The following is a 25,114-nucleotide window of genomic DNA, read 5'->3' as shown; positions in this document are numbered from 1 at the left end:
ATAATGGAACGACATTTGTTCCTTCAAGGAAAAGGATGCCGTCTTTCGACAAGACCGCCCGGAATCGCGCCGCGCCGGCCCCGGCGGACGCCAACCGGTCGGGCGAACTGGAGACCTTCGTGCTGGTGGCCGAGCGCGGCAGCCTGTCCGCCGCCGCCCGCAGGCTGGGTATCTCGCCTTCGGCGGTGAGCAAGGTGATGTCCCGCCTGGAGGCTCGGCTGGGAGTGCAATTGTTGCAACGCAGCACGAGACGGATCCTGCTGACGGCGGAAGGCACCCAATACTATGAGCAGGGCAAGCGCGTCCTGGCCGACCTGGACGAGCTGGAGACCTCGGTGGCGGGGCAGGCCGAGCCCCGGGGCCTGGTGCGCATCACCGCCAGCACGTCGACCGGACAAACCCTGCTGGGCCCGCTGGTCCCCCGCCTGCTGGCGGCGCATCCCGGGTTGAGGCTGGATCTCAGCTTTACCGACCAGGTGGTGGACCTGCTGGAGGCCGGGGTCGACATCGCGATCCGCTGGGGGCGGCTGCCCGTCTCGGACGTGGTGGCGCGGCTGCTGGGCCGCACCCGGCAGGTCGTCGTCGGCAGCCCGGACTATCTCGCCGTCCACGGCACCCCCGTCCACCCCGACGACCTGGGCGCGCATCTGCGCCTGGGCTGGAACTACCGGCGCGAGGTGCCGCGCTGGCCCTTCGAGGTGGCGGGGCGGAGGGTCGAGGTGGAGATCGGCGACATCGTCCGGGTCAACGATGGCGAAGTGATGCGCAAGCTCGCCCTGAGCGGGGTGGGGCTGGCCCGCCTGTCGGTCTACCATGCGTGGGAAGACTTGTTGGCCGGACGCCTGGTGCCGGTGCTGGAGTCCTGCAACGCGGGCGACCTGGAACCCATCCATGCCGTCTACGTGGGCAAGCCCGGCCGGCTGCCGCCGCGGACCCGGGCAGTGCTGGATTTCCTGCAGGCCAACGTCGACCTCGGATACGCGGAACGCACGCCCCCGCCCCGGGTCTCGTCCCGTCCCGGATGAGCCGCCGGGGTGTGGGGGATATCCCGATAAAAGGCTTGCTAATTGATGGTTGGCCGGGTATGATGGCAGGCTTACTTCTGGGTTTTTGCTCCAGAAGTGGGTAGTGTCAGAAAAGTAAGTGGCCTGGCATCGCATCCTTGCGGTGTCCGCTTCGGAATTTCAACCCAGGGTGCGCAAGTCGCATTGCCGCCTGACGGGACCAAAACTGATCGGAGGGTCTGGCGCTTGCGTCGGGCATTTCGGGTTAAGTTGGAACAGGGTAAACCATGATTCAAATGCAGACCACGTTGGACGTGGCCGACAACACCGGTGCGCGCTCGGTTATGTGCATCAAGGTGCTCGGCGGCTCCAAGCGCCGCTACGCCGGCATCGGCGACGTCATCAAAGTGAGCGTCAAGGATGCGGCCCCGCGCGGGCGCGTGAAAAAAGGCGAAATCTACAACGCCGTGGTGGTTCGTACCGCCAAGGGCGTCCGTCGCAAGGACGGTTCGCTGATCCGTTTCGGTGGCAATGCCGCCGTATTGCTCAATGCCAAGCTCGAGCCCATCGGCACTCGCATCTTCGGACCCGTTACGCGTGAACTGCGTACCGAGCGTTTCATGAAGATCGTGTCGCTGGCGCCCGAAGTGCTGTAAAGGGGCCGCGATGAACAAGATTCGCAAGGGTGACGAAGTCGTCGTCCTGACCGGCAAGGACAAGGCCAAGCGCGGCGTCGTGCTGAGCGTTGCCGAAGACCGCGTCCTGGTCGAAGGCATCAACGTCGTCAAGAAAAATGTGAAGCCGAATCCGATGGCCAACCAGCCTGGCGGCATCATCGACAAGACCATGCCCATCCACGTGTCCAACGTGGCGATTTTCAACTCCGCCACCGGCAAGGCCGATCGCGTGGGCGTCAAGAAAGTCGACGGCAAGAATGTGCGCGTTTTCCGTTCCAATGGCGAAGCCATTGCGACGAAAGCGTAAGCGGGAGCAAACATAATGGCCCGTCTTCAAGAGTTTTACCGCGAGAAGGTCGTTGTCGACCTGACCAAGCAGTTCTCGTACAAGAGCGTGATGGAAGTGCCCCGCATCACCAAGATCACCCTGAACATGGGTGTCTCGGAAGCGGTTGCCGACAAGAAGGTCATCGAGCACGCCACTGGCGACCTGACCAAGATCGCCGGCCAGAAGCCGGTCGTGACCAAGTCGCGCAAGGCTATCGCCGGTTTCAAGATCCGCGAGAACTATCCGATCGGCTGCATGGTGACCCTGCGTGGCGCCCGCATGTACGAATTCCTCGATCGCCTGATCAGCGTCGCGCTGCCGCGCGTGCGCGATTTCCGTGGCGTGTCCGGCCGTGCTTTCGACGGTCGCGGCAACTACAACATCGGTGTGAAAGAACAGATCATCTTCCCCGAGATCGAGTACGACAAGATCGACACGCTTCGTGGGCTGAACATCAGCATCACGACCACGGCCAAGACCGATGAAGAAGCCAAGGCGCTGCTGTCGGCCTTCCGCTTCCCGTTCCGTAATTAAGGGGTGAAATAGTGGCTAAGCTTTCACTCATCAACCGCGATATCAAGCGTGCCAAGCTGGCGGCCAAGTATGCCGCCAAGCGTGCCGCGCTCCAGGCTATCGTCGACGATGCGTCCAAGTCGGACGAAGAACGTTACCAGGCTCGGCTGAAGATTCAGCAACTGCCCCGTAACGCCAACCCCACCCGCCAGCGCAATCGTTGCGCGGTGACCGGTCGCCCCCGTGGCGTGTTTCGCAAGTTCGGTCTGGCTCGTAACAAACTGCGCGAGATGGCTATGCGCGGTGAAGTTCCGGGCATGACCAAGGCCAGCTGGTAGGAGAGTCATTCATGAGCATGAGCGATCCGATCGCCGATATGCTGACGCGCATCCGCAATGCGCAGCGCGTAGATAAGGCGTCCGTGTCCATGCCCTCCTCGAAGCTGAAGGTGGCGATTGCCACCGTGCTGAAGGACGAGGGCTACATCGACAGTTTCGAGGTCAAGGCCAATGATGGCAAACCTGAACTCGAAATCTCCCTGAAGTACTACGCCGGCCGTCCGGTCATCGAGCGCATCGAACGCGTCTCGAAGCCTGGCCTGCGTATCTACAAGGGACGTCATTCCATTCCCCAGGTAATGAACGGCCTGGGCGTGACCATCGTGTCCACCTCCCGTGGCGTGATGACCGATCGCAAGGCACGCGCCAATGGCGTGGGCGGCGAGGTCCTCTGCTACGTGGCGTAAGGAGTCGACATGTCGCGTATAGCTAAATATCCCGTCGAGCTGCCCAAGGGCGTCGAAGCCACGATCGCCGCTGACCAGATCACCGTCAAGGGCCCCCTGGGCACGCTGGTCCAGCCTCTGACCGGTCAGGTCACGATCGCGCTGGATGCCGGCAAGCTGACTTTCGTCGCTGCCAACGACAGCCGTGAAGCCAAGGCCATGTCCGGTACCGTCCGGGCACTGGTCAACAACATGGTGACCGGCGTCAGCAAGGGTTTCGAGCGCAAGCTGACCCTGGTTGGCGTGGGCTACCGTGCCCAGGCGCAGGGCGATGCCGTCAAGCTGCAGCTCGGCTTCTCGCACGATGTCGTGCATCAGATGCCTGCCGGCGTGAAGGTTGAGTGCCCCACGCAGACGGAAGTGATCGTCAAGGGCGCCAACAAGCAACAGGTTGGTCAGGTGGCCGCAGAAATCCGCGCCTACCGCTCTCCCGAACCCTACAAGGGCAAGGGCGTGCGCTATGCGGACGAGCGGGTCATCATCAAAGAGACCAAGAAGAAATAAGGCGGGCAAGGACGAATCATGGACAAGAAGCAAGCTCGTTTGCGTCGTGCGGTACCTACCCGCCGAAAGATCGCCGAGTTGCGTGTGCATCGCCTTTCGGTGTTCCGCACCAACCTGCACATCTACGCAAACATCATTTCGCCTGAAGGCGATAAGGTGCTGGTCAGTGCCTCGACCGTCGAACCCGAAGTCCGTCAGCAACTGGCTGGCGATTCGGGCAAGGGCGGTAACGTGGCCGCAGCAACCCTGGTGGGCAAGCGCGTGGCCGAGAAGGCCAAGGCCGCCGGTATCGAGACCGTCGCGTTCGATCGCAGCGGTTTTCGCTACCACGGCCGCGTCAAGGCCCTGGCTGATGCCGCGCGTGAAGCCGGCCTGAAGTTTTAAGCGAGGATTACATGGCCAAGATGCAAGGTAAGAATGCAGCGGCTGAGGAGCGCGACGACGGTCTTCGCGAGAAGATGATTGCCGTCAACCGCGTCACGAAAGTCGTGAAGGGCGGTCGTATCCTCGGTTTCGCAGCGCTGACGGTGGTCGGCGATGGCGACGGTCGCGTCGGCATGGGCAAGGGCAAGGCCCGGGAAGTCCCGGTCGCCGTCCAGAAAGCCATGGAAGAAGCCCGCCGCAAGATGGTCAAGGTGCCGCTGAAGAACGGCACCCTGCACCACAACGTGGTCGGCAAGCACGGCGCCTCGACCGTTCTGATCTCGCCCGCCGTCGAAGGTACCGGCGTGATCGCCGGTGGCCCGATGCGCGCGATTTTCGACGTGCTGGGTGTGCGTAACGTGGTGGCCAAGAGCCTCGGCTCGACCAACCCGTACAACCTGGTCCGCGCGACGCTCAACGGTCTGAGCGCAAGCTCGACTCCGGCCGACGTCGCCGCCAAGCGCGGCAAGTCGGTCGAAGAGATCCTGGGGTAAGCCATGACGACGAAGAAAAACGTCAAAGTGACGCTCGTGCGTTCCCCCATCGGAACGCCCGAATCGCACCGCGCCACGATCCGTGGCCTGGGGTTGCGCGGCCTGAACAGCTCGCGCGTCCTGGTCGACACGCCCGAAGTGCGCGGCATGATCCGCAAGGTGTCGTATCTGATCACCGTGTCGGAAGCCTGAGAGGTCTAGCATGCAACTCAATACGCTCAAGCCCGCCGAAGGCGCCAAGCACGCCAAGCGCCGTGTCGGTCGTGGTATCGGCTCCGGCCTCGGCAAGACCGCCGGTCGTGGCCACAAGGGACAGAAGTCCCGTTCGGGTGGCTTCCACAAGGTCGGTTTCGAAGGCGGCCAGATGCCGCTGCAGCGCCGGCTGCCCAAGCGCGGCTTCAAGTCGCTGGACCAGCACCTGTATGCGCAGGTCCGCCTGTCCGAACTGCAAGCCCTGCCGGTCGACGAGATCGACGTGCAGGCGCTGAAGCAGGCCGGCGTGGTCGGCCAGCAGGTCCGCTACGTCAAGGTCATCAAGACCGGCGAGCTCACCCGCAAGGTGGTGCTCAAGGGCATGACGGCGACGGTCGGTGCCAAGGCGGCGATCGAAGCCGCCGGCGGCTCCCTGGTCTGATAACCGAGGACTGAGCTTTGGCTAATGCGAACGCACTGGGCAAGACCGGCAAGTATGGCGACCTGAAGCGCCGGCTGGTCTTCCTGTTGCTCGCCCTGGTGGTGTACCGGATCGGTACGCACATCCCTGTTCCCGGGATCGATCCGGTCCAGTTGACTTCCCTGTTCCATCAGAACCAGGGCGGAATTCTGGGCCTGTTCAACATGTTCTCGGGCGGTGCGCTTTCGCGTTTCTCGATCTTTGCATTGGGGATCATGCCGTATATCTCGGCGTCGATCATCATGCAGCTGATGACGGTCATCGTGCCGTCGTTGGAAGCGATCAAGAAGGAAGGCGAGGCCGGGCGGCGCAAGATTACGCAGTACACGCGCTACGGTACGCTGGCGCTGGCGCTGGTGCAGTCGGTAGGCATCTCGGTCGCGCTGGAATCGCAGCCCGGGCTGGTCATCGATCCTGGCCTGATGTTCCGGGCCACCACGATGATTTCGCTCGTCACGGGAACGATGTTCCTGATGTGGCTGGGTGAGCAGATCACCGAGCGGGGCCTGGGCAACGGGATCTCGATCCTGATTTTCTCGGGTATCGCGGCTGGACTGCCGCACGCGTTGGCCGGGCTGTTCGAGCTGGTCAATACGGGTGCGATGGCCGTGCTGTCGGCGTTGTTCATCGTCGTGCTGGTGGTGCTGGTGACGGCTTTCGTGGTGTTCGTGGAACGCGGACAGCGCAAGATCGTCGTCAACTACGCCAAGCGCCAGGTGGGCAACCGGGTGTATGGCGGACAAAGCTCGCATCTGCCGCTGAAGCTGAACATGGCCGGGGTGATTCCGCCGATCTTCGCATCGTCGATCATTCTGTTCCCGGCTACGGTGGTCAGCTGGTTTTCGAGCGGCGACGGACTGCGCTGGCTGAAGGACCTGGCCGCCGCGTTGTCGCCCGGGCAGCCGCTGTACATCACGCTGTATGCCATTGCGATCGTGTTCTTCTGCTTCTTCTATACGGCGCTCGTGTTCAATAGCCGCGAGACCGCCGACAACCTGAAGAAGAGCGGCGCGTTCGTTCCGGGTATCCGTCCGGGCGAGCAGACCGCGCGGTACATCGACAAGATACTGATGCGCCTGACGTTCTGCGGCGCCATCTACATCACGTTGGTGTGCCTGCTGCCGGAGTTCCTGGTCCTGCGGTGGAATGTGCCGTTCTACTTCGGTGGTACGTCTTTGCTGATTATCGTTGTGGTCACGATGGATTTCATGGCCCAGGTGCAGGCATACGTGATGTCGCACCAATATGATTCTCTGCTCAAGAAAGCGAACTTCAAGGGCGGAAATCTACCGGTGCGGTAACGAGAAAATGTCCAAAGACGACGTTATCCAGATGCAGGGCGAGGTCGTGGAAAACCTGCCCAATGCGACGTTTCGTGTAAAGCTCGAGAATGGCCATGTCGTCCTGGGACATATCTCGGGGAAAATGCGGATGAACTATATCCGCATCCTGCCGGGGGATCGTGTGACAGTCGAACTGACGCCATACGATCTATCGCGAGCAAGAATCGTGTTCCGCTCGAAGTAAGCCTCGGGCTTGCCGGGTAAGAATTAGGAGTCAATCATGAAAGTAATGGCATCGGTCAAAGCAATTTGCCGGAACTGCAAGGTCATCAAGCGCAAGGGCGTAGTGCGGATCATCTGCACCGACCCGCGCCACAAGCAACGTCAGGGCTGAGCCTAGGCTCGGTTCTACGCTAAAGGTATTCAAGGAAACGTTATGGCCCGTATCGCTGGCATCAACATTCCGCCGCATCAGCACACCGAAATCGGTCTGACGGCTATCTTCGGCATCGGCCGTTCGCGCGCTCGCAAGATTTGCGAAGTGGCCGGCGTCGCCGTCGACAAGAAGGTCAAGGATCTGAACGACGCCGAACTCGAGCGGATTCGCGAACAGATCAACACCTTCACCGTCGAAGGCGATCTGCGTCGTGAAATCCAACTGTCGATCAAGCGTCTGATCGACCTCGGCTCGTATCGTGGTTTCCGCCATAAGCGCGGCCTGCCCGTGCGTGGCCAGCGGACCCGCACGAACGCTCGCACCCGCAAGGGCCCGCGTCGCGCCGCTGCCTCGCTCAAAAAGTAATCGGCTGACAGCCAGTCAAGGATTCAGAAATGGCGAAATCCCCGAACAGCGGCGCCCAGCGCGTTCGCAAGAAAGTCAAGAAGAACGTCTCGGACGGCATTGCGCACGTTCACGCGTCCTTCAACAACACCATCATCACGATCACCGATCGCCAGGGCAATGCCCTGTCGTGGGCGACGTCGGGCGGCGCAGGCTTCAAGGGCTCGCGCAAGTCCACCCCGTTCGCGGCCCAGGTCGCGGCGGAGTCCGCTGGTCGCGTGGCGATGGAATACGGCATCAAGACGCTGGAAGTGCGTATCAAGGGCCCCGGCCCCGGCCGCGAATCGTCGGTTCGCGCCCTGAACGCCCTGGGCATCAAGATCTCCAGCATCGCCGACATCACGCCGGTGCCGCACAACGGCTGCCGTCCGCCGAAGCGCAGAAGGATCTAGGCCCCTCCCTACGCGCTTCGCGCGCCCCCCAGGGGGCGATGCGGGTGGACCGGCGGAGCCGGATCCACCGCATCCTGGATCGCTTGGCTCGTTGCCCGTTGGGCAACGTTGCCTAGGGGGCCGGGGCAAAGCGCGGTAGAATGGTGGGCTTTGCTGTTTGCAGTACGTAGTTTCATTGTTTTATGGGGGCGCAGCCGGCATGGGTCGGGTGCGCCGAGTAAGACCACCGTTTGCCGCGTTCTGGTTCATCGAACGTAAGAGACCAAGGCAAACTCCTCGCCATGCGTGTGCATGGCCTGACAGAGAAAAGGATACATCGTGGCACGTTATATTGGCCCCAAATGTAAGCTTTCCCGCCGCGAAGGCACGGACCTCTTCCTGAAGAGTGCCCGTCGTTCGCTGGATTCCAAGTGCAAGCTCGAGAGCAAGCCCGGCCAGCATGGCCGCACCTCGGGTGCCCGTACCTCGGACTACGGTCTGCAGCTGCGCGAGAAGCAAAAGCTCAAGCGCATGTACGGCATTCTGGAAAAGCAGTTCCGCAAGTACTTCGAAGAAGCCGAGCGCCGCAGGGGCAATACCGGCGAAAACCTGATCCAGCTGCTCGAATCGCGCCTGGACAACGTGGTCTATCGCATGGGCTTCGGCTCGACCCGCGCCGAAGCGCGGCAGCTGGTCAGCCACAAGGCGCTGATGCTGAACGGCCACACCGCCAACGTGCCGTCCATCATCGTCAAGGCCGGTGATGTGATCACCGTCCGTGAGAAGGCCAAGAAGCAGTCCCGTATCCAGGAAGCGCTGCAACTGGCCTCCAGCCAGGGCATGCCGCAGTGGGTCAGCGTCGACGCGACCAAGCTGGAAGGCACGTTCAAGCAGGCTCCGGATCGCGCCGATGTCGCCCGCGACATCAACGAATCCATGGTCGTGGAATTGTATTCTCGCTAAGCGTTTTTCGCTTCGCTCAGCCGCGCTGGACCAGCGCGGCTTTTGGCTTTCAAGGCGGTCCGCTTCCGCGGGCCGCGGCAACACCCCGCAATACCGCTTTTTTCCCAGCCTTATCGGTGTAACGAGCCGAGGGTATTGATAAGGAAGATTCATGGCGAATGCCGCATTTCTGAAACCGCGCAATATCGACGTCGAGACCATCGGCTCGAATCATGCCAAGGTGATCATGGAGCCGTTCGAACGCGGCTACGGTCATACCCTGGGCAACGCGCTGCGCCGCATCCTGCTGTCGTCCATGGCGGGTTATGCGCCGACCGAAGTGCAGATCACCGGTGTCGTGCACGAATACTCGGCCATCGATGGCGTGCGTGAAGACGTGGTCGACATCCTGCTGAACCTGAAGGGTGTGGTGTTCAAGCTGCACAACCGCGACGAAGTCGTCCTGACCCTGCGCAAGCAAGGCCCCGGCGTGGTCACGGCCGCCGATATCGAGATCTCGCACGATGTCGAGATCGTCAATCCGCAGCACGTGATTGCCAACCTGACGGACAACGGCCGCCTGGAAATGCAATTGAAGGTGGAAAAGGGCCGCGGCTACGTGCCGGGCAACCTGCGCAGCTTCGCCGATGATCATTCCCGTGCCGTCGGCCGCATCGTGCTGGACGCCTCGTACAGCCCGATCCGCCGCGTCAGCTACACGGTCGAGAGCGCTCGCGTCGAGCAGCGTACCGACCTGGACAAGCTGGTGCTGGACATCGAGACCAACGGCGTGATTTCGCCCGAGGAAGCCGTGCGCCAGTCGGCCCGCATCCTGATGGACCAGTTGTCGGTGTTCGCCGCGCTGGAAGGCTCGACCGAAACCATCGAAGCGCCCGCCCGTGGCACGCCGCAGATCGACCCGATCCTGCTGCGCCCGGTCGACGACCTCGAACTCACGGTTCGTTCGGCCAACTGCCTGAAGGCCGAGAACATCTACTACATCGGCGACCTGATCCAGCGTACCGAGAACGAATTGCTCAAGACCCCGAACCTGGGTCGCAAGTCGCTCAACGAGATCAAGGAAGTCCTGGCTGCCCGCGGTTTGACCCTGGGCATGAAGCTGGAAAATTGGCCCCCTCTGGGCCTGGAAAGGCCGTAGGGGTCCCCCCTACGCCCTACGGGTGCCCCCCAGGGGGCGGCACTGGCGGACCGGCAAAGCCGGATCCGCGGTGCCCTGGGTAGCGGAGCTTCTTTCGTTACGTAGTTGTCGTACCAACAATTTTTCCACCGGCCCGCGGCACTTTGCCGATAGAAGAGCTGGAAACCCCGCGGCATCGCCGCTTTTAGATTCATAAAGGAAGTCATCATGCGTCACCGTCACGGTCTCCGTAAACTGAACCGCACCAGCAGCCACCGTCTGGCCATGTTCCGCAACATGGCTGTCTCGCTGCTTACGCACGAAGCCATCAAGACCACCCTGCCCAAGGCCAAGGAACTGCGCCGCATCGTCGAGCCGCTGATCACCCTGGGCAAGGAACCGACCCTGGCCAACAAGCGCCTGGCGTTCGCCCGCCTGCGCGATCGCGACCTGGTCGTCAAGCTGTTCGCCGAAATCGGCCCCCGCTTCAAGGAGCGCAACGGTGGTTACACCCGCATCCTGAAGATGGGTTTCCGCCAGGGTGACAACGCTCCCATGGCCTACATGGAGCTGGTCGACCGTGCGCCGGAAGGCGAAGCCGTCGACGCCGAGTAAGCAAGGCGGGGCCTGGGCCCTGTCGAGTGTCCGGTTTCATGAAAACTGCGAGCTTGTCTCGCAGTTTTTTTTCGTCCGGTGTAATGTTGTCCGCACTCGCGAACCACACCGAAAAGGGCATGCCATGGCTCGTCTGACTGCGCAGGACTTTGACCCCCGTCTGCTGGAGCTGTACGACTACTATGTCCACGGCAGGATCTCCCGGCGGGAGTTCCTGGACCGGGCGGCCAGGTACGCGGTGGGCGGCCTCACCGCTGCCGGATTGCTGGCGTCGCTGAGTCCCGACTACGCCCTGGCCGAGCAGGTATCCTTCACGGATCCGGACATCGTTGCCGAGTACATCGGTTATCCGTCGCCCAAGGGTCATGGCACGGTGCGGGGCTACCTGGCGCGGCCGGCCAAGGCGGCGGGCAAGGTGCCGGGCGTGGTCGTGGTGCACGAGAACCGGGGCTTGAATCCCTATATCGAGGACGTCGCGCGCCGGCTGGCCAAGGCGGGTTTCCTGGCGTTGGCGCCCGACGGCCTGAGTTCGGTGGGGGGATATCCGGGCAATGACGACAAGGGGCGGGATCTGCAGCGCCAGGTCGATCCGGCCAAGCTCATGAACGATTTCTTCGCCGCGGTCGAGTTCCTGATGCAGGGCGACAGGACGACCGGCAAGGTGGGGATCACCGGCTTCTGCTATGGGGGCGGCGTGGCCAATGCCGCCGCCGTGGCGTATCCCGAGCTGGCCGCAGCCGTGCCCTTCTACGGCCGGCAGGCCAGCGCGGCGGACGTGCCGCGCATCAAGGCGCCCCTGTTGTTGCACTACGCCGAGAACGACAAGGGCATCAACGACGGCTGGCCCGCCTACGAGGCGGCGTTGAAGGCCGCCGGCAAGACCTACGAGGCCTACGTCTATCCGGGCACGACCCACGGTTTCCACAACGACTCCACGCCCCGCTACGACGAGGCCGCGGCGAAACTGGCCTGGGACAGGACGATCGCCTGGTTCAAGCGCTATCTGTTCTAGGCTGCATCGACACTCATGAATGTCCGGGATCGGGTTCTTGAATCGTCCTTGACCGGTGGGGTGGGGCGGCCCGCGTTGGGGCGCAGCGAAGCCGGTCCCGCTGCGCGGGACTTCCCGGAGTTGGCGCGGTTGGCGGGGCGGGCGTGAACTCGCGCGGGAATAGCCCCCCGGCCCCGGTGCCCCGGACAAGACCGGGTAAAGAAAACGAATGTCGATTTAGCCCAGGGCCTGTCATCGTTTCGCGCGGCTTTCGGCGAACTCGAGCATGGCTTCGACCATGCGTCGCAGGTGTGGTTGTACGCCGCGCGCCACGTCGGGCAGATAGTCGAAGGGCAGGTGTTCCTGCATGTAGCTGCTCTGCGTCATTTCGAGTTGCACGGCATGCACGTTGTCCGCGGGCAGGCCGTGATGCCGAGTGATATAGCCACCGGTGAAGCGGCCGTTGAGGACGCTGGTGAAGCGGTCGGCCTGCCTGGCGATGGCAAGCAGGCGATCGGCCAGCGCGGGGTCGCAACTGGTGCCGTTGCCCGTGCCCAGGTTGAGGTCGGGCAGCCTGCCTTCGAAGAAGCGCGGCAATACGGAGCGGATGGAATGCGCGTCCCACAGCGCGGCTACCCCATGCCCGGCGCGCAGGCGCGCGAGTTCGTCGGCCAGTTGCGCGTGATACGGTTCCCAGATGGCCTCGCGGCGCGCGGCGATCTCGGCCTCGTCGGGCTGGTCGGCCGCGTCGGCGTAGATCGGCGTGTCGTCGAAAGTGTCGACCGGGCACAGGCCGGTGACGCTCTGGCCGGGGTAGAGGCTCGCGCCGTCGGGCGTGCGGTTCAGGTCGATGACGTAGCGCGAATGCGTGGCGACGAGCACCGACGCGCCGAGTTCATCGGCGAAGTCGTACAGGCGCTCGAGATGCCAGTCGGTGTCGGGAACCTGGCGTGCCTCCTCGGTGAAGCGCGTGGCCAGCGCGTGGGGCACATGCGTGCCCACGTGCGGCATGGAGATCAGCAGCGGCCGCGTGCCGCGGCGAAAACGAAAAGGCGCTTCGGTGGTGGTAAAGGTCATGGCGGTCTCGCGTGAGGGATGGCGCGCGCTCAGGGCGCGCCGTTGAGCAATTGCCGGCGGGCCTGCCGGAAGCCTTCGCGCGCGGCGTGCCGTTCGGCGTGGGCGGTGGCGTGCACCCGTACCTGGCCACCGACGTACACGCTGTGGATCGCGTTCGTGCGGTGGCTCGCGAACACATGGGCCGACAGTGCGTCCGGCCCCGAGAGGCCCGCGATCGCCGGATGCGACGCGTCGAGCACGACGGCATCGGCGCGCTGGCCCACGGCGAATCCCGCCACGGGCCGGCTCGCTGCCTGCGCGCCGCCCTGCACGGCGGCCAAGGTCATCGCGGTGGCGACCTGCGGTTGCCGCGGCGTGGCAATGACGTTGCGGCGGCGGGTGGACAGGCGCTGGCCGTACTCCAGCATCATCAATTCCTCGGCGGCGTTCACGCCGATGTGGCTGTCCGACCCCACGCCCCAGGCGCCACCCGCCGCCTGCCAGCGGCTCCAGTCGAAGATGCCGTCGCCGAGATTGGCCTCGGTGGTCGGGCACAGCCCGGCGACGGCGCGGCTGGCGGCGCCGAGGCGGTATTCGTCGGCGTCCATGTGCGTCGCATGAACGAGGCACCAGCGTGCATCGATCCGCGCGTGGTCCAGCAACCAGGCGACGGGGCGCTGGCCGCTCCAGGCCACGCAGTCGTCGACTTCCTGCGTCTGCTCGGCGATGTGGATGTGTATGGGGGCCGTTGCGTCGATGGCGTCGAGGCCGGCCAGTGCGTCGCGCAGCGGATCGGGCGGCACCGCGCGCAGCGAGTGCGGCGCGAGACCCAGGCGCGCGCCTTGCGCCTCGCATTGCGGCTTGAGGCGCTCCAGCAGCGCGAGCATGCTGTCGGTGGTGCGAATGAAGCGGCGCTGGTCTTCGCTCGGCGGTTTGCCGCCGAAGCCGCTGGTCTGGTAAAGCACGGGGAGCAGCGTGAGGCCGATGCCCGCCCGTCTTGCCGCGCGCATGACGGCCAGTGCCAGTTCAGCGTCGTCGGCATAGGCGCGGCCGTCCCGGTCATGGTGCACGTAGTGGAACTCGCACACGCTGGTATAGCCGGCTTCGAGCATTTCCACGTACAGACCGAAGGCAATGGCTTCGAGCTGCGCGGGGTCCAGTTGCAGCGCGAACCGGTACATCAATGCCCGCCAGCTCCAGAAGCTGTCCTGGTCTCGCGCGCGGAATTCGGTCAGGCCCGCGATGCCGCGCTGGAAAGCGTGCGAATGCAGATTGGGCATGCCGGGCAGCAGGGGACCGGCGGCGACGTCCACGCCGGCGGGGGCGCGTTGGTCTGGCAGCACTTCGACCAGCGTGCCGTCCCCGCTCCAGCGCAGGAGCACGTTGCGCGCCCAGCCGGCGGGCAGCAGGGCATCGGCGGAGAACAGGGCATGGTTGCGGGAGGGGGCGGTCATGGACGAAGGGATCGATGAGTCGGTTGAGTTCGGGAGCCGGACGGCATGTTGCTCAATTCCCGCGTGCCACGCGGCCCTGGCGCACGATGGTGCATTGGGGCCGGCTGCCGAGCCAGTAGGCCAGTTCAGCCGCGTCGCGCAGTTTCCAGAGTACGAAGTTGGCTGGCCGGCCCGCGGCCAGCACGCCGTGCGTGTCCTGCAGGCCCAGCGCGCGCGCGGCGTGGCGGGTGATGCCGTCGAGGGCTTCGGGCACCGTCAGGCGGAACAGGGTGCAGGCCATGTTGGCCATCAGCAGCAGGCTCAGCGCGGGCGAGGTGCCGGGGTTGTGGTCGGTCGATACGGCCATGGGCACGCCGGCGGCACGCAACGCTTCGATCGGGGGTAGATGTGTGTCTCGCAGCGTGTAGTAAGCGCCGGGCAGCAGCACGGCCACGGTGCCGGAGGCCTTCATGGCATCGATGCCGGCCTGCGAGAGATGTTCGATGTGGTCGCACGACAGCGCGCCATGACGCGCGGCCAGCGCGGCGCCGCCCATGTCCGACAGTTGCCCGGCATGCAGCTTGACCGGAATGCCCAGCGACCGCGCGGCCTTGAATACGCGCTCGGTTTCTTCGAGCGTGAAGGCGATGCGCTCGCAGAAGGCATCGACGGCGTCGATGAGTCCTTCGGCGTGGAGCGCGGGCATCATCTCGTTGCAGACGAGGTCGATGTACTCGCCGCTGCGGCCCGCGTATTCGGGCGGCAGCGCGTGCGCGCCAAGGAAGGTGGCCCGTACCGTCACGCCATATGCCTGCGCCAGCCGTCGAGCCACGCGCAGTTGCTTGCGTTCCTGTTCGAGCGACAGGCCATAGCCTGACTTGATTTCGATGGCGCACACGCCCTCGGCCAACAACTGCTCCAGGCGCCGGGAGGCACTGGCGAAGAGTTCATCCTCGCCGGCCTCGCGCGTCGCGCGGACGCTGGAGGCGATGCCGCCCCCCGCCCGCGCGATTTCCTCGTAGGTCGCGCCGGCCAGGCGCATCGCGAATTCGTTGGCGCGCTGGCCGCCGTAGACCAGGTGGGTATGGCAATCCACGAGGCCCGGAGTAACGAGCGCGCCGGCACCGTCATGGCGCGGGGCGCCGGCATGTTCGGCGGGCACCGCGCCGGGAGGGCCTATCCATTGGATCCGGCCGTTGGCCACGACCAGGGCGCAGGGTGCGCCATCGATGGCGCGCAGTTGCGTCCACAGGCCGTCGGCGGAAGGTAGCGTGTCGAAGGCTTGCATCTGACATCCTTGAGTCCGTCCGGACGTTGTGCGGCCGGATGGCTGTTTGACTATACGGCTGCGCCGGCTTCCGCCGGGTGCCACGCCACCGCCAGCAGTGCCGCGCCGGCCTCGGTACCGCGCAGCGACCATGCGTGATCCTCGCCGCTCCACCACAGGCCTTGCCAGGAAGCCAGCGTTTCGCCGTCGGCCCGCCATTGCCCATGCACGGCCAACAACAGTCCGGCGGGCGCGGCGGCCAGCTCGGCCGCGCCGCGCAGAACACGCAGGTCGGCACGCACGCGGCCGCGCCGGCTCATGATGTTGAAATCGCTGGACTCGCCACCGAGCAGCGCGCAGTCGATGGGAAGTTCCCCGTTGAAAGCAAAAGGCTGCAAGGCTGCGTCGAGCGGGTGATCGATGCCCGGCCCTCGCAAGCGCACGCCGTCTCCATCGAGCAGCGTGATGATGCGGTCCACCCCCGCGAAGGTCGAGAAGGGGCCGCTCGACGCGATGGAGGCGATGGACACGCGCCAGTCGAAGGTATCGAAGCCCGCCCCGGGGGGCCAGCACGCGATTTCGCGCGTGCTGCCGGCGCCGTTCTTCCACGGTGCCGGCTTCGCGCAAGCTACGTCAAAGCGATGCTTTGCCATGGTCGGGTTCCTGATCCAGGCGGGTGTCCGAAGGGCTGCCGGCGTCAGTTCGGTTCGATGCCCGCTTGCTTGACGACAGGAATCCACCGGGCGGTCTCGGATTTGATGTGCTGGTCCAATTCCTCGGGGGTGCTGCCGACCACGAAGGCGCCCATGTCGTCATAGCGTTTCTTGAAATCGGGACTTTGCACGATATCGTGGAATTCCTTGGAAAGCCTGTCGATGATGGGCCTGGGTGTGCCTTGCCGGGTGACGACGGCGTACCATGAGGTCACTTCGAAGTTGGGAAAACCGGCCTCGGCCATGGTCGGTACGTTCGGCAGCCAGGGGACGCGCGAGCGGTAGGCCACGGCCAGGGGCTTGATCTTGTTGCCCGCGATCTGCGGAATGGCGGTGGTCACTTCGTTGAAGCCGAACTGCGTGGTGCCGCCCAACAGGTCGTTGAGCGCGGGCGCGACGCCTTGGTAAGGCACGGCCTTGAAGTCGGCGCCGGTCTGCGTTGCCAGCATTTCACCGGCCAGGTGCGAGTAGGCGCCAAGCGTGACGCCGAAGTTGGTCTTGCCAGGGTTCTTCTTCGAGTACTCCACCAGTTCCTTGACGCTGTTGACCGGCAGGCTGGGGTGGACGAGCAGCACTTGCGGCGTGTTCACGAGCAGGGAAACGGGCGCGAAGTCTTTCTCCAGGTTGTAGCTCAGACGTTTGAACAAGGCTGGCTGCACCGTGAGATTGGAGGCGGGCGCCAGGACCAGGGTGTAGCCGTCGGCCGGCTGGCGCGCGGCATAGTCGAAGCCGATGTTGCCTGCCGCGCCGGCGCGGTTCTCGACCACCACGGTCTGCTTCAGTCGTTTGGACAGTTCCTCGGATACTTCGCGTGCGATCTTGTCCGTGATGCCGCCGGGCGGGTAGGGCACGACCATGCGAAGCATCTTCGATGGATAGTCGTCGGCCCACGACGCGGTAGCGGCCAGCGTGGCGGCCAGGGCAATGGTCAGTCGAGCAGCGTGGCGCATGGTGACTCCATGGAGAGTTCAGGTTGAGACCGGGCAGAGCAACGCAAGAACGGGAGCGGGGTGGTGGCTGTCGCCACGTTCACCACTTGGGGTGTCCGGGATGGAACACCGGTGTGACCAGGAAACGCCGGGCAATGTCCAGATAGCCGGGGTAGAAGAAATGATCGTTGTCCTCGAGCAGCGCTTCCCGGTCGCGCTGCCAACGCGCGTGGATGCGATACCAGGGCAGCGTCGGCTGCTGGTGGTGGACCAGGTGCAGGTTGTTGTAGAGAAAGAGAACGCCCATCAGGTGGTTGGATTCGACGATGGCGGTGCGTTCCATCGGCCGATCGCCCCAGCGGTGCTCGGTGAAGGTGCGCAACATGCCCCACGACATGCCTGGCCACGCAAAGCATACGAGGTACATCCACAGCGGCATGCCCGCCACCTGCGTGACCCAGTACAGCAGCAGGCCGACGCAGACCGCGTGCACGATCCAGTGTCCGACGTGGGAGAAGTCCCCCGCGAGCAATCTGGCGGCTTCGCGCCTGACCAGCTTGTAAAGGCGCACGAAAGGCCCGAACACAAGGCGGCAGGCCAGCGTCTGGTTGAGCATCAGCAGCGCCTTCTTTATCCTGCCCAGGTGCTGCCAGTCGCCGGCAAGCCGGTAGTAGCTTTCGGTGTCGCGCTGCGGATGGGTGAGATGGAAATTGACGTGATGCGTGCTGTGGCTGCGGTTGTAGAGCGGGTAGGGCAGCCAGAGTCCCAGCGGCGGCCAGACGAAGGCATTGCGCAGCCACGTGGGCCAGTTGCGCATCGCATGGATGCTCTCGTGTTGCAGCGAGAAGTGCCACTGCACGACATAGCCGCCCAGCAAGAACAGCAGCCACCCCGGAATGTAGGCGTGATACCAGACCAGCGCTACCCAGCTTGCATACAGCACCAGGCCGAGCAGCACCGTGGGCAGCTCGTAGCGGTCCCAGAAGGGCATCGCCGCGACACGGGAATTGCGATCCATGGCGGTGTCCCTCAGCCGTCGATCATCGGCAGCTTGAGCCCGAACTGTCCGGCCGTCCGCACGGCGAGCTCGTAACCGGCGTCGGCGTGGCGCATCACACCCGTGCCGCAGTCGTTGACCAGCACGCGTGCCAGTCGCTTGTCGGCGGCCTCGGTGCCGTCGCACACGATCACCATGCCCGAATGCTGCGAATAGCCCATCCCCACGCCGCCGCCGTGGTGCAGGCTCACCCAGGTCGCTCCGCCGGCGGTGTTGAGCAGCGCGTTCAACAGCGGCCAGTCGCTGACGGCATCGGTGCCGTCCTTCATGCTTTCGGTCTCGCGGTTGGGGCTGGCGACCGAGCCGGTGTCCAGGTGATCGCGCCCGATCACGATGGGCGCCTTGAGCTCGCCCTTGCGCACCATCTCGTTGAAGGCCAGGCCGGCCATGTGGCGTTCCCCCAGACCCAGCCAGCAGATGCGCGCGGGCAGGCCCTGGAAACTGATGCGTTCCCTGGCCATGTCCAGCCAGCGGTGCGTATGCCTGTTCTCGGGGAAGAGTTCCTTGATCTTGGCGTCCGTCTTGTAGATGTCTTCCGGATCGCCCGACAGCGCCACCCAGCGGAACGGGCCCTTGCCCTCGCAGAAAAGCGGGCGGATGTACGCGGGGACGAAGCCGGGGAAATCGAAGGCATTCTTCAGGCCTTCGTCGAAGGCGACCTGGCGGATGTTGTTGCCGTAGTCCACCGTGGGGACCCCCATCGCGTGGAAGTCGAGCATGGCCTGGACGTGCGCCTTGCAGCTTTGCGCGGCGGCCTTGGTGAGGAGGGCATGCTGCGCGGGATCCGCCATCGCGGCCTTCCACCGCTCCACGCTCCAGCCCACGGGCAGGTAGCCGTTGATCAGGTCGTGCGCCGAGGTCTGGTCGGTCACGATGTCGGGCCTGGGGACACCCGCGCCGCCCGACTTCACCCGCCTGACGAGTTCGGGCAGCACCTCGGCCGCATTGCCCAGCAGCGCGATGGAGACGGCCTCGCCTTTTCCGGTGTGCTGCTTGATGAGCGCGAGCGCGTCATCGATGTCCCTGGCCTGTTTGTCGACATAGCGAGTGCGCAGGCGAAAGTCGATGCTGCTTTGCTGGCATTCGATGGTCAGCGAGCAGGCGCCGGCCAGCGTGGCTGCCAGCGGCTGTGCGCCGCCCATGCCGCCCAGTCCGGCCGTGAGGATCCACTTGCCCGTGAGATCGTTGCCGTAATGCTGGCGGCCCGCTTCAACGAAAGTCTCGAAGGTGCCCTGTACGATGCCCTGGCTGCCGATGTAGATCCAACTGCCGGCGGTCATCTGGCCATACATGAACAGGCCTTTGCGGTCCAGTTCATTGAAGTGTTCCCAGTTGGCCCACTTGGGCACGAGATTGGAGTTGGCGATGAGCACGCGGGGGGCGTCGGCGTGGGTCTTGAACACGCCCACGGGTTTGCCGGACTGCACCAGCAGTGTCTCGTCGGCTTCCAGGTCCTTGAGCGAGGCGAGGATCTGGTCGAAGCACTGCCAGTTGCGCGCGGCGCGGCCGATGCCGCCGTACACCACCAGCGCCTGCGGATTCTCGGCTACGTCCGGGTCCAGGTTGTTCTGGATCATGCGAAACGGTGCCTCGGTCAGCCAGCTCTTGCAGCTCAGGTCGGCGCCGCGCGGCGCGCGGATTTCGCGCGTGGGGTCAAGGCGGGGGTCGGCGTCCTGGCGGAGCATTTTCTCAGGTGCGTTCATGGTCGTCTCCGTGATTGGTGCGGGAACTGAGCGATGGGCCGCTCAGCGGCCGAAGCGGATGCCGCGCTCGCGGCCCATCTGCCTGGCGATCAGCAGTTGCAGGATCTGGCTCGTGCCTTCGTAGATGCGCAGCAGGCGCGCGTCGCGATACATGCGCTCGATGGGGTACTCGGCGATGTAGCCGGCGCCACCGAAGATCTGCACCGCGCGATCGGCCACGCGGCAGACCATCTCGGACGAGAAATACTTGGCGCCCGCGGCCTCCTTGACGGCCGATCCCGTCGCGTCGATGCGGCGCGCGGCATCGAGCGTCATGGCGCGCGCGGCCTGCACGTCGACCTGCGAGTCGGCCAGCATGGCCTGGATCAGCTGGAAGTCGATGATGGCCGAGCCGAACTGGCGCCGCTGCGCGGCATAGGCAATCGCCTCCTCGAGCATGCGATCGGCCATGCCCACGCCCATCGCGGCGATGTTGATGCGGCCATGGTCGAGCGTACGCATCGCGGAGCGGAAGCCCTGGCCTTCCTGGCCGCCGACCAGCCGTTCGGCGGGCACGCGTACGTTGTCGAAGATGACGTCGGCCACCTGGGAGCCGCGATGGCCCATCTTTTTCTCCGGCTTGCCTACGCTGACGCCGGGGGCGTGCCGGTCGACGAGGAAGGCGCTGACGCCCGCGGCGCCGGTGGAGGCCGGGTCGGTGCGCGCCATGACGGTGAAGAGATCGGCGCGCGTGGCATTGGTGATGAAGCGCTTGCTGCCGTTGATGAGGTAGTCGCCGCCATCACGCGTGGCACGCGTCGTCAGCCCACCCGCGTCGGAGCCGGCGCCCGGCTCCGTCAGCGCGAAGCAGCCCACCAGCTCGCCCGTTGCCAGGCGTGGCAGGAATTCGCTTTTCTGCTCTGGCGTGCCGTCCAGGGCGATGGCGCGCGAGCCGATGCCCAGGTTGGAGCTGTAGATGTAGCGGAAGGCCGGCGACGAGGTGCTGATCGCCATCTGGAAGCGTGCCTGCTGCTCGGCGGTGAGGCCGGCGCCGCCGTACTCGGGCGAGATCGACAGGCCGAAGAAGCCCATGGCCTTCATATCGTCCACGATGTCCTGCGGCACCGCGTCCTCTTCCTCGACGCGCTGCTCCATCGGAACGAGGCGCTCGCGCACGAAGCGCGCGACTTGTTCCATCAGGGCGTCGAAGCTCTCGTCGTCGACATGTTGCGTGGCTGCGCTCATCAGATCAGTCCCTCGTTCCTGAAGACCAGGATGTCCTGCTCGGCAAAGCCGAGTTCCCGCAGGATGGCCTGGGTATGGATGCCCAGCTCGGGGGCGGGGGCGGTGCCGCGTCGCGGCAGGTTGCCAAAACGTACGGGTTGTTCGACGTGGCAGGCCGTGCCGCCGCCGTCGAGCTCATGCGTGCGGACGAGGCCGCGCTCCGTCGCATAGGGCGTGGCGACCGATTGGCGGACATCCAGCACCGGCGCGGCCGGCACGTCGTGCGCCTGCAGCGCGGCAACGGCCTGCCCGACGGTCATCGCGCCGGACCAGCGTTCGATGGTCTCGGCCAGCGCCGCTTCGTTCTTCTTGCGCAGTGCATTGCTCGCGAAGCGCGCGTCCCGTGCGAGGGCGGGCTGGCCCATCGCGTCGGCCAACTGCTGGAACAGCTTCTGGTTCGCCACCGCCAGGACGTACATGCCGTCGACCGCGCGAAAGGCGCCGAAGGGGGCGGAGTTCAGGTGGCGGTTACCCACTCGCACGCATTCCGCGCCGCCGGCCACCACGCGTGAGACAAGCGTGGGCATCATGCTGACCAGGCAGTCATACATCGCGATGTCCAGATGGCGCCCGCGGCCCGTCTGGCTGCGTTGCCACAGCGCGGCCATGATCCCCCACGCGCCGAACATGCCGGCCGAGACGTCGGCCAGCGACTCCCCGACCACGGTGGGCGGTCCGTCGGGATGGCCGTTGGCCGCCATCAACCCGCTCAAAGCCTGGATGATGGTGTCGTAGGCGGGCCGGTCGGCCCATGTACCCTGCTGGCCAAAGCCCGAGATGCTGCAGTAGATCAGGCCCGGGTTCAGGGCCGAGAGCCGTTCATAGCCGATGCCCAGCCGATCGGCCACGCCCGGCTTGAAGTTCTCGACCACCACGTCGGCCCACGGCGCGAGACGGTCGATGATGCGTGCGGCCGACGGACTCTTGAGATTCATGCGCAAGCTGTGCTTGCCACGGTTCACGAACGCGAAGTTGGTGCTGCGGCCTTGGACCTGGAAGCCCATGTGGCGATAGTCGTCGCCGTCGAAAGGCTCGACCTTGAGCACTTGCGCGCCGGCGTCGGCAAACATGGCCGTGCAGAAGGGACCGGCCAGCACGCGCGTGAAGTCCAGTACTTTCAGCCCGGCCAGCGGCGGATCGTCGTGCGTCGGCGTGTTCATCGGGCCGTCTCTTCTGTGAGGGAGAAGCCGCGCCGTTCGGACTCGGCCTGGCGTTCGGCGAGCACGCTGTAGTCGGACGCCCGCACCTGGGCGAAGCGCGCCAATTGCAGCTGCTGCATGGCGGCGCGGCAGACCTCGTCCTCGTGCGCCGACAGCAGCGCCGTGCGCGCACGAGCGGCCTCGTCTTCGGAGCTGCCCGGCGATGCGACCAGTACCGGAATCGGTGAAGCGACGGTGGTGGCGACGGTGCGCAGCGGCGCCATGATCTGTGGCGCGTGCCGGCGCAACAGATCGAGGACATAGCTGTCGACCACGCCGAGTTCGGCCCGGCCTTCGGCAACCGCCTGGATCACGGCCATTGGCGTGGGCGTGGGTTGTCCGGCGCGGATGAAGGGCGATACGCCGGTCGCGCCCCGCAGGGTGAGCAGGTGATGGCGCGGTGCGTTGTAGCCCGAGTTGCTTTCGGGCAGCATGTGCGCCAGGCGCGTGCCCGCGGGGACCGAGGCGAGATCCGTCATCGCGCCGTCGGCGCGCGCGATGAATTCCGTGAAGTAGATCGGCCGGCCTTCATAACGCGGCGCCGAGGGAACGGGGGCCGCCAGCAGGATGGGGCGCGGCGTTCCGGTGATGAAGGGCAGCCCGCACATGAACACACATGCGTTGTCGCCGCGGTCCCAGAGGCTGCGCATGGGGGCGGGAGCCACGTGCGGCTCGTAGTCCCACGCGAGGCTCGCGCGCTGGCCGACACGCAGCAAAAGGGTGCGCCAGGCGTCGGTGATGGCCGGTGTCAGCGCATACATGCGCGCGTTGCAGATCACGCGTACACCAGCTTCTGGCCGATACCCATCGCCTCGCCCTTCTTGAGCAGGGCGTCGCCGAGGGCAATGTCCGACAGCGACAGGCCGCGATGCCAGAACAGGTTGGTCTCGTCGTCGGATTGGCGCCCGGGCTTCCTGCCAGCGACGATCTGCCCGAGTTCGGCGTGCAGCGTCTGTTCGGACAAGCGGCCGGTTTCCACGTGGCGGCGCAGCGAACCCAGGATGCCGCCCTTGCACTGGCCCCAGTCGTCGACCACCAGTTTGTCCATGATGTCGGTCAGCGAAAGCTCGACCGCGCTCATGGTGCCGTAGGGAACGACGAAGGCGCCCTTCTTGATCCACTCGGTCTTGAGCAGCGGTCGGGGGGCATCCAGGCGAGAGGCCTCGACCACGATGTCGGCGCCTTCGACGCAGGACTGCCAGTCCTCGGTCACGGTGATCTTCTTGCCCAGGTCTTTCTCCAGGCGGGCGGCGAACGCGTTGCGGCTTTCGGGGCGACGCGAGTGGACCCGGATCTCGTCGAAGTCGAACAGGCGATCGAGCAGGCGAACGTTCCAGTAGGACGTGCCGCGCGCGCCGACGTGGCCGAGGATCTTGCTGTTCTTGCGCGCAAGGTGCTTGGCGCCCAGCGCGGTCACGGCACCGGTGCGCGCATCGGTGATGAAGGTCGCGTCGACCACGGCGACGGGAATGCCGGTGCGCGGGTCGAACAGGTTCAGCATTGCCATCTCCGATGGCAGGCCCTGCTTGTAGTTGTCCACGAAGTCGCCCACGATCTTCACGCCGGCCAGGTTCAGCGGCGCGACATAGCCGCGCAGCACATTGAAGTGCCCATTGAAGGCGGGGTCGGGCATCAGGTGCATGCGCGGTTCGATCACCGTCTGTCCGTTGCCCTGCGCGCGCAGGCCGCCCTCGACCGCGGCAAGGATTTCCTCGTCGGTCAACGCGATGCGTTCCACGTCGGGGCCGTTCAGGTAGGTCATCGAGATCGACTTCATGTGCTTGTGCTCCGGCTTGCGATTGATGAAGTGGTGTATACCAATTTACGCGAGAGCGGCAACGGGAGTCAATGTGCTTTGCACGGCAATTCCCAGGGGTTAACCCAGGGGCCGGGCAGGGACCGGTACCCTGCGCGCCGGGTGTTGGCGGCGGTTCCGCGCTCGCGTTTCCCCGGGTATGGGGCCGGGGATGGCAGGTTGCGCAGTTGTGGCAACATGGCTGTCGCTTGAATGTGGAATGCGCGCTTTGTGGGAGAGACCAATGTCGCTGAATGCCTCCGGTCAGAAGACCGGCTATTCCGAGGTGAAGGCCGAGATCCGCGCAATGATCGAACGCGGCGGCTGGAAACCCGGGGTCAGGCTGCCTTCCGAGCGCGCGCTCGAAAGCCAGTTCGGGTGCGCGCGCCTGACCGTGCGGCGGGCATTGCAGGAATTGCAGGCGGAAGGCCTTATCGAGCGCCGCCACGGCTCCGGATCCTACGTGGCGGACCTCAACTCAATCTCCAATGTCCTGATGGTCAAGGACGTGCATCAGGAAATCGTGGAGCGCGGCCATCGCCACAGCAGCAAGGTGCTGTCCAGGCAAAAGCTGCGCGCAAGCGCCGCCATCGCGGATGCGATGGGCCTGGGGCGCCAGTCCGACGTGTTTTATTGCGAGGTCCTGCACTTCGAGAACGGCGTGCCCATCCAGTTCGAAGAGCGTTTCATCAATCCAGAAGTGATTCCGGATTTCCTGGACCTGGACCTGGACAGCCATACCGCATCGAGCTACCTGTTTGCGCGCGCGCCTCTCACGGCGGCCGAACAGGTGATCGAGGCCGTCAATGCCGAGCCGGCCGTGGCCCGGCTGCTGGGCGTGGCCGACGGCGCGGCCTTGCTGCGCGTCTCGCGCCGCACGGAGTCGCAGGGCAGGGTGGCCTCGGTGGCACGGCTCTACCATCCGGGCCACAGCTACCGTTTGATCGGGGCTTTCTCCAGCGCGGCCTAGGCTGAATCGACATTGATGTTCTTTACCCGGTCTTGTCCGGGGCACCGGGGCCGGGGGGCGGGCGTGTCGCAAGCGAAGCCGGTCCCGCTGCGCGGGACTACCCGGTGGGGACAGGGTGGCCGGGGCGGGCGCAGAACTCGGGCGGGAA

At 65.1% G+C, this 25,114-nt stretch carries 32 protein-coding genes; 21 read left to right on the top strand and 11 right to left on the bottom strand.

Features of this window, described 5'->3' with window-relative positions:
* Nucleotides 1-35: 35 nt before the first annotated feature.
* From AC1Q6E_RS00160 to yghX, 20 genes are all read left to right on the top strand, one after another.
* A complete protein-coding gene (locus tag AC1Q6E_RS00160; protein WP_492572008.1) occupies nucleotides 36-1,025 on the top strand; it encodes a LysR family transcriptional regulator in 990 nt (329 codons plus the stop codon).
* Between the two features lie 266 nt (nucleotides 1,026-1,291).
* A complete protein-coding gene (gene rplN / locus AC1Q6E_RS00155; protein ID WP_087780015.1) occupies nucleotides 1,292-1,660 on the top strand; it encodes a 50S ribosomal protein L14 in 369 nt (122 codons plus the stop codon).
* Nucleotides 1,661-1,670: 10 nt separating this feature from the next.
* Nucleotides 1,671-1,988: a 50S ribosomal protein L24 gene (rplX, locus tag AC1Q6E_RS00150; RefSeq protein WP_152793459.1), complete on the top strand. Its 318-nt coding sequence runs from the start codon at nucleotides 1,671-1,673 to the stop codon at nucleotides 1,986-1,988.
* Between the two features lie 15 nt (nucleotides 1,989-2,003).
* Nucleotides 2,004-2,543 carry a 50S ribosomal protein L5 gene (rplE, locus tag AC1Q6E_RS00145; protein WP_152793458.1) on the top strand — a complete coding sequence of 180 codons (540 nt, stop codon included), beginning with the start codon at nucleotides 2,004-2,006 and terminating at the stop codon, nucleotides 2,541-2,543.
* Nucleotides 2,544-2,554: 11 nt separating this feature from the next.
* On the top strand, nucleotides 2,555-2,860 hold the full coding sequence (gene rpsN / locus AC1Q6E_RS00140) for a 30S ribosomal protein S14 (RefSeq protein ID WP_087838307.1): 306 nt from the start codon (nucleotides 2,555-2,557) through the stop codon (nucleotides 2,858-2,860).
* 11 nt (nucleotides 2,861-2,871) lie between these two features.
* Nucleotides 2,872-3,267, top strand: a complete 396-nt coding sequence (gene rpsH, locus AC1Q6E_RS00135; protein WP_152793457.1) for a 30S ribosomal protein S8 — start codon at nucleotides 2,872-2,874, stop codon at nucleotides 3,265-3,267.
* Between the two features lie 9 nt (nucleotides 3,268-3,276).
* Entirely contained in the window at nucleotides 3,277-3,810 is a 534-nt protein-coding gene (gene rplF / locus AC1Q6E_RS00130; protein WP_152793456.1) for a 50S ribosomal protein L6, read from the top strand.
* An 18-nt stretch (nucleotides 3,811-3,828) separates the two neighbouring features.
* Entirely contained in the window at nucleotides 3,829-4,194 is a 366-nt protein-coding gene (gene rplR / locus AC1Q6E_RS00125) for a 50S ribosomal protein L18 (RefSeq protein ID WP_130356784.1), read from the top strand.
* A gap of 11 nt (nucleotides 4,195-4,205) precedes the next feature.
* The gene (rpsE, locus tag AC1Q6E_RS00120) at nucleotides 4,206-4,727 is read left to right on the top strand and encodes a 30S ribosomal protein S5 (protein ID WP_152793455.1); all 522 of its coding nucleotides are present in this window, start codon (nucleotides 4,206-4,208) and stop codon (nucleotides 4,725-4,727) included.
* Nucleotides 4,728-4,730: 3 nt separating this feature from the next.
* A complete protein-coding gene (gene rpmD, locus AC1Q6E_RS00115; protein WP_152793454.1) occupies nucleotides 4,731-4,919 on the top strand; it encodes a 50S ribosomal protein L30 in 189 nt (62 codons plus the stop codon).
* A 10-nt stretch (nucleotides 4,920-4,929) separates the two neighbouring features.
* On the top strand, nucleotides 4,930-5,361 hold the full coding sequence (gene rplO / locus AC1Q6E_RS00110; RefSeq protein ID WP_152793453.1) for a 50S ribosomal protein L15: 432 nt from the start codon (nucleotides 4,930-4,932) through the stop codon (nucleotides 5,359-5,361).
* 17 nt (nucleotides 5,362-5,378) lie between these two features.
* Nucleotides 5,379-6,701, top strand: a complete 1,323-nt coding sequence (gene secY, locus AC1Q6E_RS00105; RefSeq protein WP_152793452.1) for a preprotein translocase subunit SecY — start codon at nucleotides 5,379-5,381, stop codon at nucleotides 6,699-6,701.
* Nucleotides 6,702-6,708: 7 nt separating this feature from the next.
* A complete protein-coding gene (gene infA / locus AC1Q6E_RS00100; protein ID WP_124687634.1) occupies nucleotides 6,709-6,927 on the top strand; it encodes a translation initiation factor IF-1 in 219 nt (72 codons plus the stop codon).
* Between the two features lie 36 nt (nucleotides 6,928-6,963).
* Nucleotides 6,964-7,077, top strand: a complete 114-nt coding sequence (rpmJ, locus tag AC1Q6E_RS00095) for a 50S ribosomal protein L36 (protein WP_087780027.1) — start codon at nucleotides 6,964-6,966, stop codon at nucleotides 7,075-7,077.
* Between the two features lie 42 nt (nucleotides 7,078-7,119).
* Nucleotides 7,120-7,485: a 30S ribosomal protein S13 gene (gene rpsM, locus AC1Q6E_RS00090; protein WP_152793451.1), complete on the top strand. Its 366-nt coding sequence runs from the start codon at nucleotides 7,120-7,122 to the stop codon at nucleotides 7,483-7,485.
* A 29-nt stretch (nucleotides 7,486-7,514) separates the two neighbouring features.
* Complete coding sequence (rpsK, locus tag AC1Q6E_RS00085) at nucleotides 7,515-7,916, top strand: 30S ribosomal protein S11 (protein ID WP_087838298.1); 402 nt, start codon at nucleotides 7,515-7,517, stop codon at nucleotides 7,914-7,916.
* A gap of 318 nt (nucleotides 7,917-8,234) precedes the next feature.
* Complete coding sequence (gene rpsD / locus AC1Q6E_RS00080) at nucleotides 8,235-8,858, top strand: 30S ribosomal protein S4 (protein ID WP_296556684.1); 624 nt, start codon at nucleotides 8,235-8,237, stop codon at nucleotides 8,856-8,858.
* Nucleotides 8,859-9,009: 151 nt separating this feature from the next.
* Entirely contained in the window at nucleotides 9,010-9,996 is a 987-nt protein-coding gene (locus AC1Q6E_RS00075; protein ID WP_152793450.1) for a DNA-directed RNA polymerase subunit alpha, read from the top strand.
* A gap of 207 nt (nucleotides 9,997-10,203) precedes the next feature.
* Nucleotides 10,204-10,590: a 50S ribosomal protein L17 gene (gene rplQ, locus AC1Q6E_RS00070; RefSeq protein ID WP_152793449.1), complete on the top strand. Its 387-nt coding sequence runs from the start codon at nucleotides 10,204-10,206 to the stop codon at nucleotides 10,588-10,590.
* Nucleotides 10,591-10,714: 124 nt separating this feature from the next.
* Complete coding sequence (gene yghX, locus AC1Q6E_RS00065) at nucleotides 10,715-11,602, top strand: YghX family hydrolase (protein ID WP_492572007.1); 888 nt, start codon at nucleotides 10,715-10,717, stop codon at nucleotides 11,600-11,602.
* Between the two features lie 231 nt (nucleotides 11,603-11,833).
* Here yghX and hutG read toward each other — a convergent pair whose 3' ends face one another.
* The 11 genes from hutG to AC1Q6E_RS00010 all read right to left on the bottom strand — a co-directional run bounded on the left by hutG (nucleotide 11,834) and on the right by AC1Q6E_RS00010 (nucleotide 23,978).
* A complete protein-coding gene (gene hutG / locus AC1Q6E_RS00060; RefSeq protein WP_152792767.1) occupies nucleotides 11,834-12,658 on the bottom strand; it encodes an N-formylglutamate deformylase in 825 nt (274 codons plus the stop codon).
* Between the two features lie 29 nt (nucleotides 12,659-12,687).
* Nucleotides 12,688-14,091, bottom strand: coding sequence for a formimidoylglutamate deiminase (locus AC1Q6E_RS00055; RefSeq protein ID WP_296555565.1), 1,404 nt, complete (start codon nucleotides 14,089-14,091; stop codon nucleotides 12,688-12,690).
* A 52-nt stretch (nucleotides 14,092-14,143) separates the two neighbouring features.
* Nucleotides 14,144-15,358 carry an imidazolonepropionase gene (gene hutI / locus AC1Q6E_RS00050; protein ID WP_492572006.1) on the bottom strand — a complete coding sequence of 405 codons (1,215 nt, stop codon included), beginning with the start codon at nucleotides 15,356-15,358 and terminating at the stop codon, nucleotides 14,144-14,146.
* Between the two features lie 50 nt (nucleotides 15,359-15,408).
* Nucleotides 15,409-15,990 carry a HutD/Ves family protein gene (locus AC1Q6E_RS00045; RefSeq protein WP_492572005.1) on the bottom strand — a complete coding sequence of 194 codons (582 nt, stop codon included), beginning with the start codon at nucleotides 15,988-15,990 and terminating at the stop codon, nucleotides 15,409-15,411.
* Nucleotides 15,991-16,034: 44 nt separating this feature from the next.
* Complete coding sequence (locus tag AC1Q6E_RS00040) at nucleotides 16,035-17,000, bottom strand: Bug family tripartite tricarboxylate transporter substrate binding protein (RefSeq protein ID WP_152792771.1); 966 nt, start codon at nucleotides 16,998-17,000, stop codon at nucleotides 16,035-16,037.
* 79 nt (nucleotides 17,001-17,079) lie between these two features.
* The gene (locus tag AC1Q6E_RS00035) at nucleotides 17,080-17,997 is read right to left on the bottom strand and encodes a fatty acid desaturase (RefSeq protein ID WP_492572004.1); all 918 of its coding nucleotides are present in this window, start codon (nucleotides 17,995-17,997) and stop codon (nucleotides 17,080-17,082) included.
* An 11-nt stretch (nucleotides 17,998-18,008) separates the two neighbouring features.
* The gene (gene hutU / locus AC1Q6E_RS00030; protein ID WP_152792773.1) at nucleotides 18,009-19,739 is read right to left on the bottom strand and encodes a urocanate hydratase; all 1,731 of its coding nucleotides are present in this window, start codon (nucleotides 19,737-19,739) and stop codon (nucleotides 18,009-18,011) included.
* Nucleotides 19,740-19,781: 42 nt separating this feature from the next.
* Nucleotides 19,782-20,963, bottom strand: coding sequence for an acyl-CoA dehydrogenase family protein (locus AC1Q6E_RS00025; protein ID WP_152792774.1), 1,182 nt, complete (start codon nucleotides 20,961-20,963; stop codon nucleotides 19,782-19,784).
* Nucleotides 20,963-22,162 (bottom strand): CaiB/BaiF CoA transferase family protein, encoded by a 1,200-nt coding sequence (locus AC1Q6E_RS00020; RefSeq protein WP_296555557.1) that lies wholly within the window; start codon nucleotides 22,160-22,162, stop codon nucleotides 20,963-20,965. Before AC1Q6E_RS00020 ends, AC1Q6E_RS00025 begins: the two co-directional genes overlap by 1 nt.
* Nucleotides 22,159-22,980, bottom strand: a complete 822-nt coding sequence (locus tag AC1Q6E_RS00015) for a phosphate/phosphite/phosphonate ABC transporter substrate-binding protein (RefSeq protein ID WP_492572003.1) — start codon at nucleotides 22,978-22,980, stop codon at nucleotides 22,159-22,161. Before AC1Q6E_RS00015 ends, AC1Q6E_RS00020 begins: the two co-directional genes overlap by 4 nt.
* On the bottom strand, nucleotides 22,977-23,978 hold the full coding sequence (locus AC1Q6E_RS00010; RefSeq protein ID WP_152792776.1) for an ornithine cyclodeaminase family protein: 1,002 nt from the start codon (nucleotides 23,976-23,978) through the stop codon (nucleotides 22,977-22,979). The genes AC1Q6E_RS00015 and AC1Q6E_RS00010 overlap by 4 nt, the downstream gene beginning before the upstream one ends.
* Nucleotides 23,979-24,240: 262 nt before the next feature.
* On the opposite strand from AC1Q6E_RS00010, the gene hutC reads away from it, so the two are divergent.
* On the top strand, nucleotides 24,241-24,966 hold the full coding sequence (gene hutC, locus AC1Q6E_RS00005) for a histidine utilization transcriptional repressor HutC (RefSeq protein ID WP_492572002.1): 726 nt from the start codon (nucleotides 24,241-24,243) through the stop codon (nucleotides 24,964-24,966).
* Nucleotides 24,967-25,114: the final 148 nt, after the last annotated feature.

It is taken from the genome of Pigmentiphaga sp. MLSB6-MA01, from assembly GCF_058793475.1.
This window is presented reverse-complemented; position numbering and strand designations above follow the sequence as displayed.

What these genes read in the sequence shown, in the direction of transcription:
- rpsK (WP_087838298.1), top strand. Translation starts at nt 7,515, where the DNA reads ATGGCGAAATCCCCGAACAGCGGCGCCCAGCGCGTTCGCAAGAAAGTC.
- AC1Q6E_RS00075 (WP_152793450.1), top strand. Translation starts at nt 9,010, where the DNA reads ATGGCGAATGCCGCATTTCTGAAACCGCGCAATATCGACGTCGAGACC.
- AC1Q6E_RS00045 (WP_492572005.1), bottom strand. Translation starts at nt 15,990, where the DNA reads ATGGCAAAGCATCGCTTTGACGTAGCTTGCGCGAAGCCGGCACCGTGG.
- yghX (WP_492572007.1), top strand. Translation starts at nt 10,715, where the DNA reads ATGGCTCGTCTGACTGCGCAGGACTTTGACCCCCGTCTGCTGGAGCTG.
- rplF (WP_152793456.1), top strand. Translation starts at nt 3,277, where the DNA reads ATGTCGCGTATAGCTAAATATCCCGTCGAGCTGCCCAAGGGCGTCGAA.
- rplE (WP_152793458.1), top strand. Translation starts at nt 2,004, where the DNA reads ATGGCCCGTCTTCAAGAGTTTTACCGCGAGAAGGTCGTTGTCGACCTG.
- AC1Q6E_RS00020 (WP_296555557.1), bottom strand. Translation starts at nt 22,162, where the DNA reads ATGAACACGCCGACGCACGACGATCCGCCGCTGGCCGGGCTGAAAGTA.
- hutC (WP_492572002.1), top strand. Translation starts at nt 24,241, where the DNA reads ATGTCGCTGAATGCCTCCGGTCAGAAGACCGGCTATTCCGAGGTGAAG.
- AC1Q6E_RS00160 (WP_492572008.1), top strand. Translation starts at nt 36, where the DNA reads ATGCCGTCTTTCGACAAGACCGCCCGGAATCGCGCCGCGCCGGCCCCG.
- hutI (WP_492572006.1), bottom strand. Translation starts at nt 15,358, where the DNA reads ATGCAAGCCTTCGACACGCTACCTTCCGCCGACGGCCTGTGGACGCAA.
- AC1Q6E_RS00025 (WP_152792774.1), bottom strand. Translation starts at nt 20,963, where the DNA reads ATGAGCGCAGCCACGCAACATGTCGACGACGAGAGCTTCGACGCCCTG.
- rplN (WP_087780015.1), top strand. Translation starts at nt 1,292, where the DNA reads ATGATTCAAATGCAGACCACGTTGGACGTGGCCGACAACACCGGTGCG.
- rplQ (WP_152793449.1), top strand. Translation starts at nt 10,204, where the DNA reads ATGCGTCACCGTCACGGTCTCCGTAAACTGAACCGCACCAGCAGCCAC.
- rplR (WP_130356784.1), top strand. Translation starts at nt 3,829, where the DNA reads ATGGACAAGAAGCAAGCTCGTTTGCGTCGTGCGGTACCTACCCGCCGA.
- infA (WP_124687634.1), top strand. Translation starts at nt 6,709, where the DNA reads ATGTCCAAAGACGACGTTATCCAGATGCAGGGCGAGGTCGTGGAAAAC.
- rplO (WP_152793453.1), top strand. Translation starts at nt 4,930, where the DNA reads ATGCAACTCAATACGCTCAAGCCCGCCGAAGGCGCCAAGCACGCCAAG.
- AC1Q6E_RS00040 (WP_152792771.1), bottom strand. Translation starts at nt 17,000, where the DNA reads ATGCGCCACGCTGCTCGACTGACCATTGCCCTGGCCGCCACGCTGGCC.
- rplX (WP_152793459.1), top strand. Translation starts at nt 1,671, where the DNA reads ATGAACAAGATTCGCAAGGGTGACGAAGTCGTCGTCCTGACCGGCAAG.
- rpsH (WP_152793457.1), top strand. Translation starts at nt 2,872, where the DNA reads ATGAGCATGAGCGATCCGATCGCCGATATGCTGACGCGCATCCGCAAT.
- hutG (WP_152792767.1), bottom strand. Translation starts at nt 12,658, where the DNA reads ATGACCTTTACCACCACCGAAGCGCCTTTTCGTTTTCGCCGCGGCACG.
- rpmD (WP_152793454.1), top strand. Translation starts at nt 4,731, where the DNA reads ATGACGACGAAGAAAAACGTCAAAGTGACGCTCGTGCGTTCCCCCATC.
- AC1Q6E_RS00055 (WP_296555565.1), bottom strand. Translation starts at nt 14,091, where the DNA reads ATGACCGCCCCCTCCCGCAACCATGCCCTGTTCTCCGCCGATGCCCTG.
- AC1Q6E_RS00010 (WP_152792776.1), bottom strand. Translation starts at nt 23,978, where the DNA reads ATGAAGTCGATCTCGATGACCTACCTGAACGGCCCCGACGTGGAACGC.
- rpsE (WP_152793455.1), top strand. Translation starts at nt 4,206, where the DNA reads ATGGCCAAGATGCAAGGTAAGAATGCAGCGGCTGAGGAGCGCGACGAC.
- rpsM (WP_152793451.1), top strand. Translation starts at nt 7,120, where the DNA reads ATGGCCCGTATCGCTGGCATCAACATTCCGCCGCATCAGCACACCGAA.
- rpmJ (WP_087780027.1), top strand. Translation starts at nt 6,964, where the DNA reads ATGAAAGTAATGGCATCGGTCAAAGCAATTTGCCGGAACTGCAAGGTC.
- AC1Q6E_RS00035 (WP_492572004.1), bottom strand. Translation starts at nt 17,997, where the DNA reads ATGGATCGCAATTCCCGTGTCGCGGCGATGCCCTTCTGGGACCGCTAC.
- hutU (WP_152792773.1), bottom strand. Translation starts at nt 19,739, where the DNA reads ATGAACGCACCTGAGAAAATGCTCCGCCAGGACGCCGACCCCCGCCTT.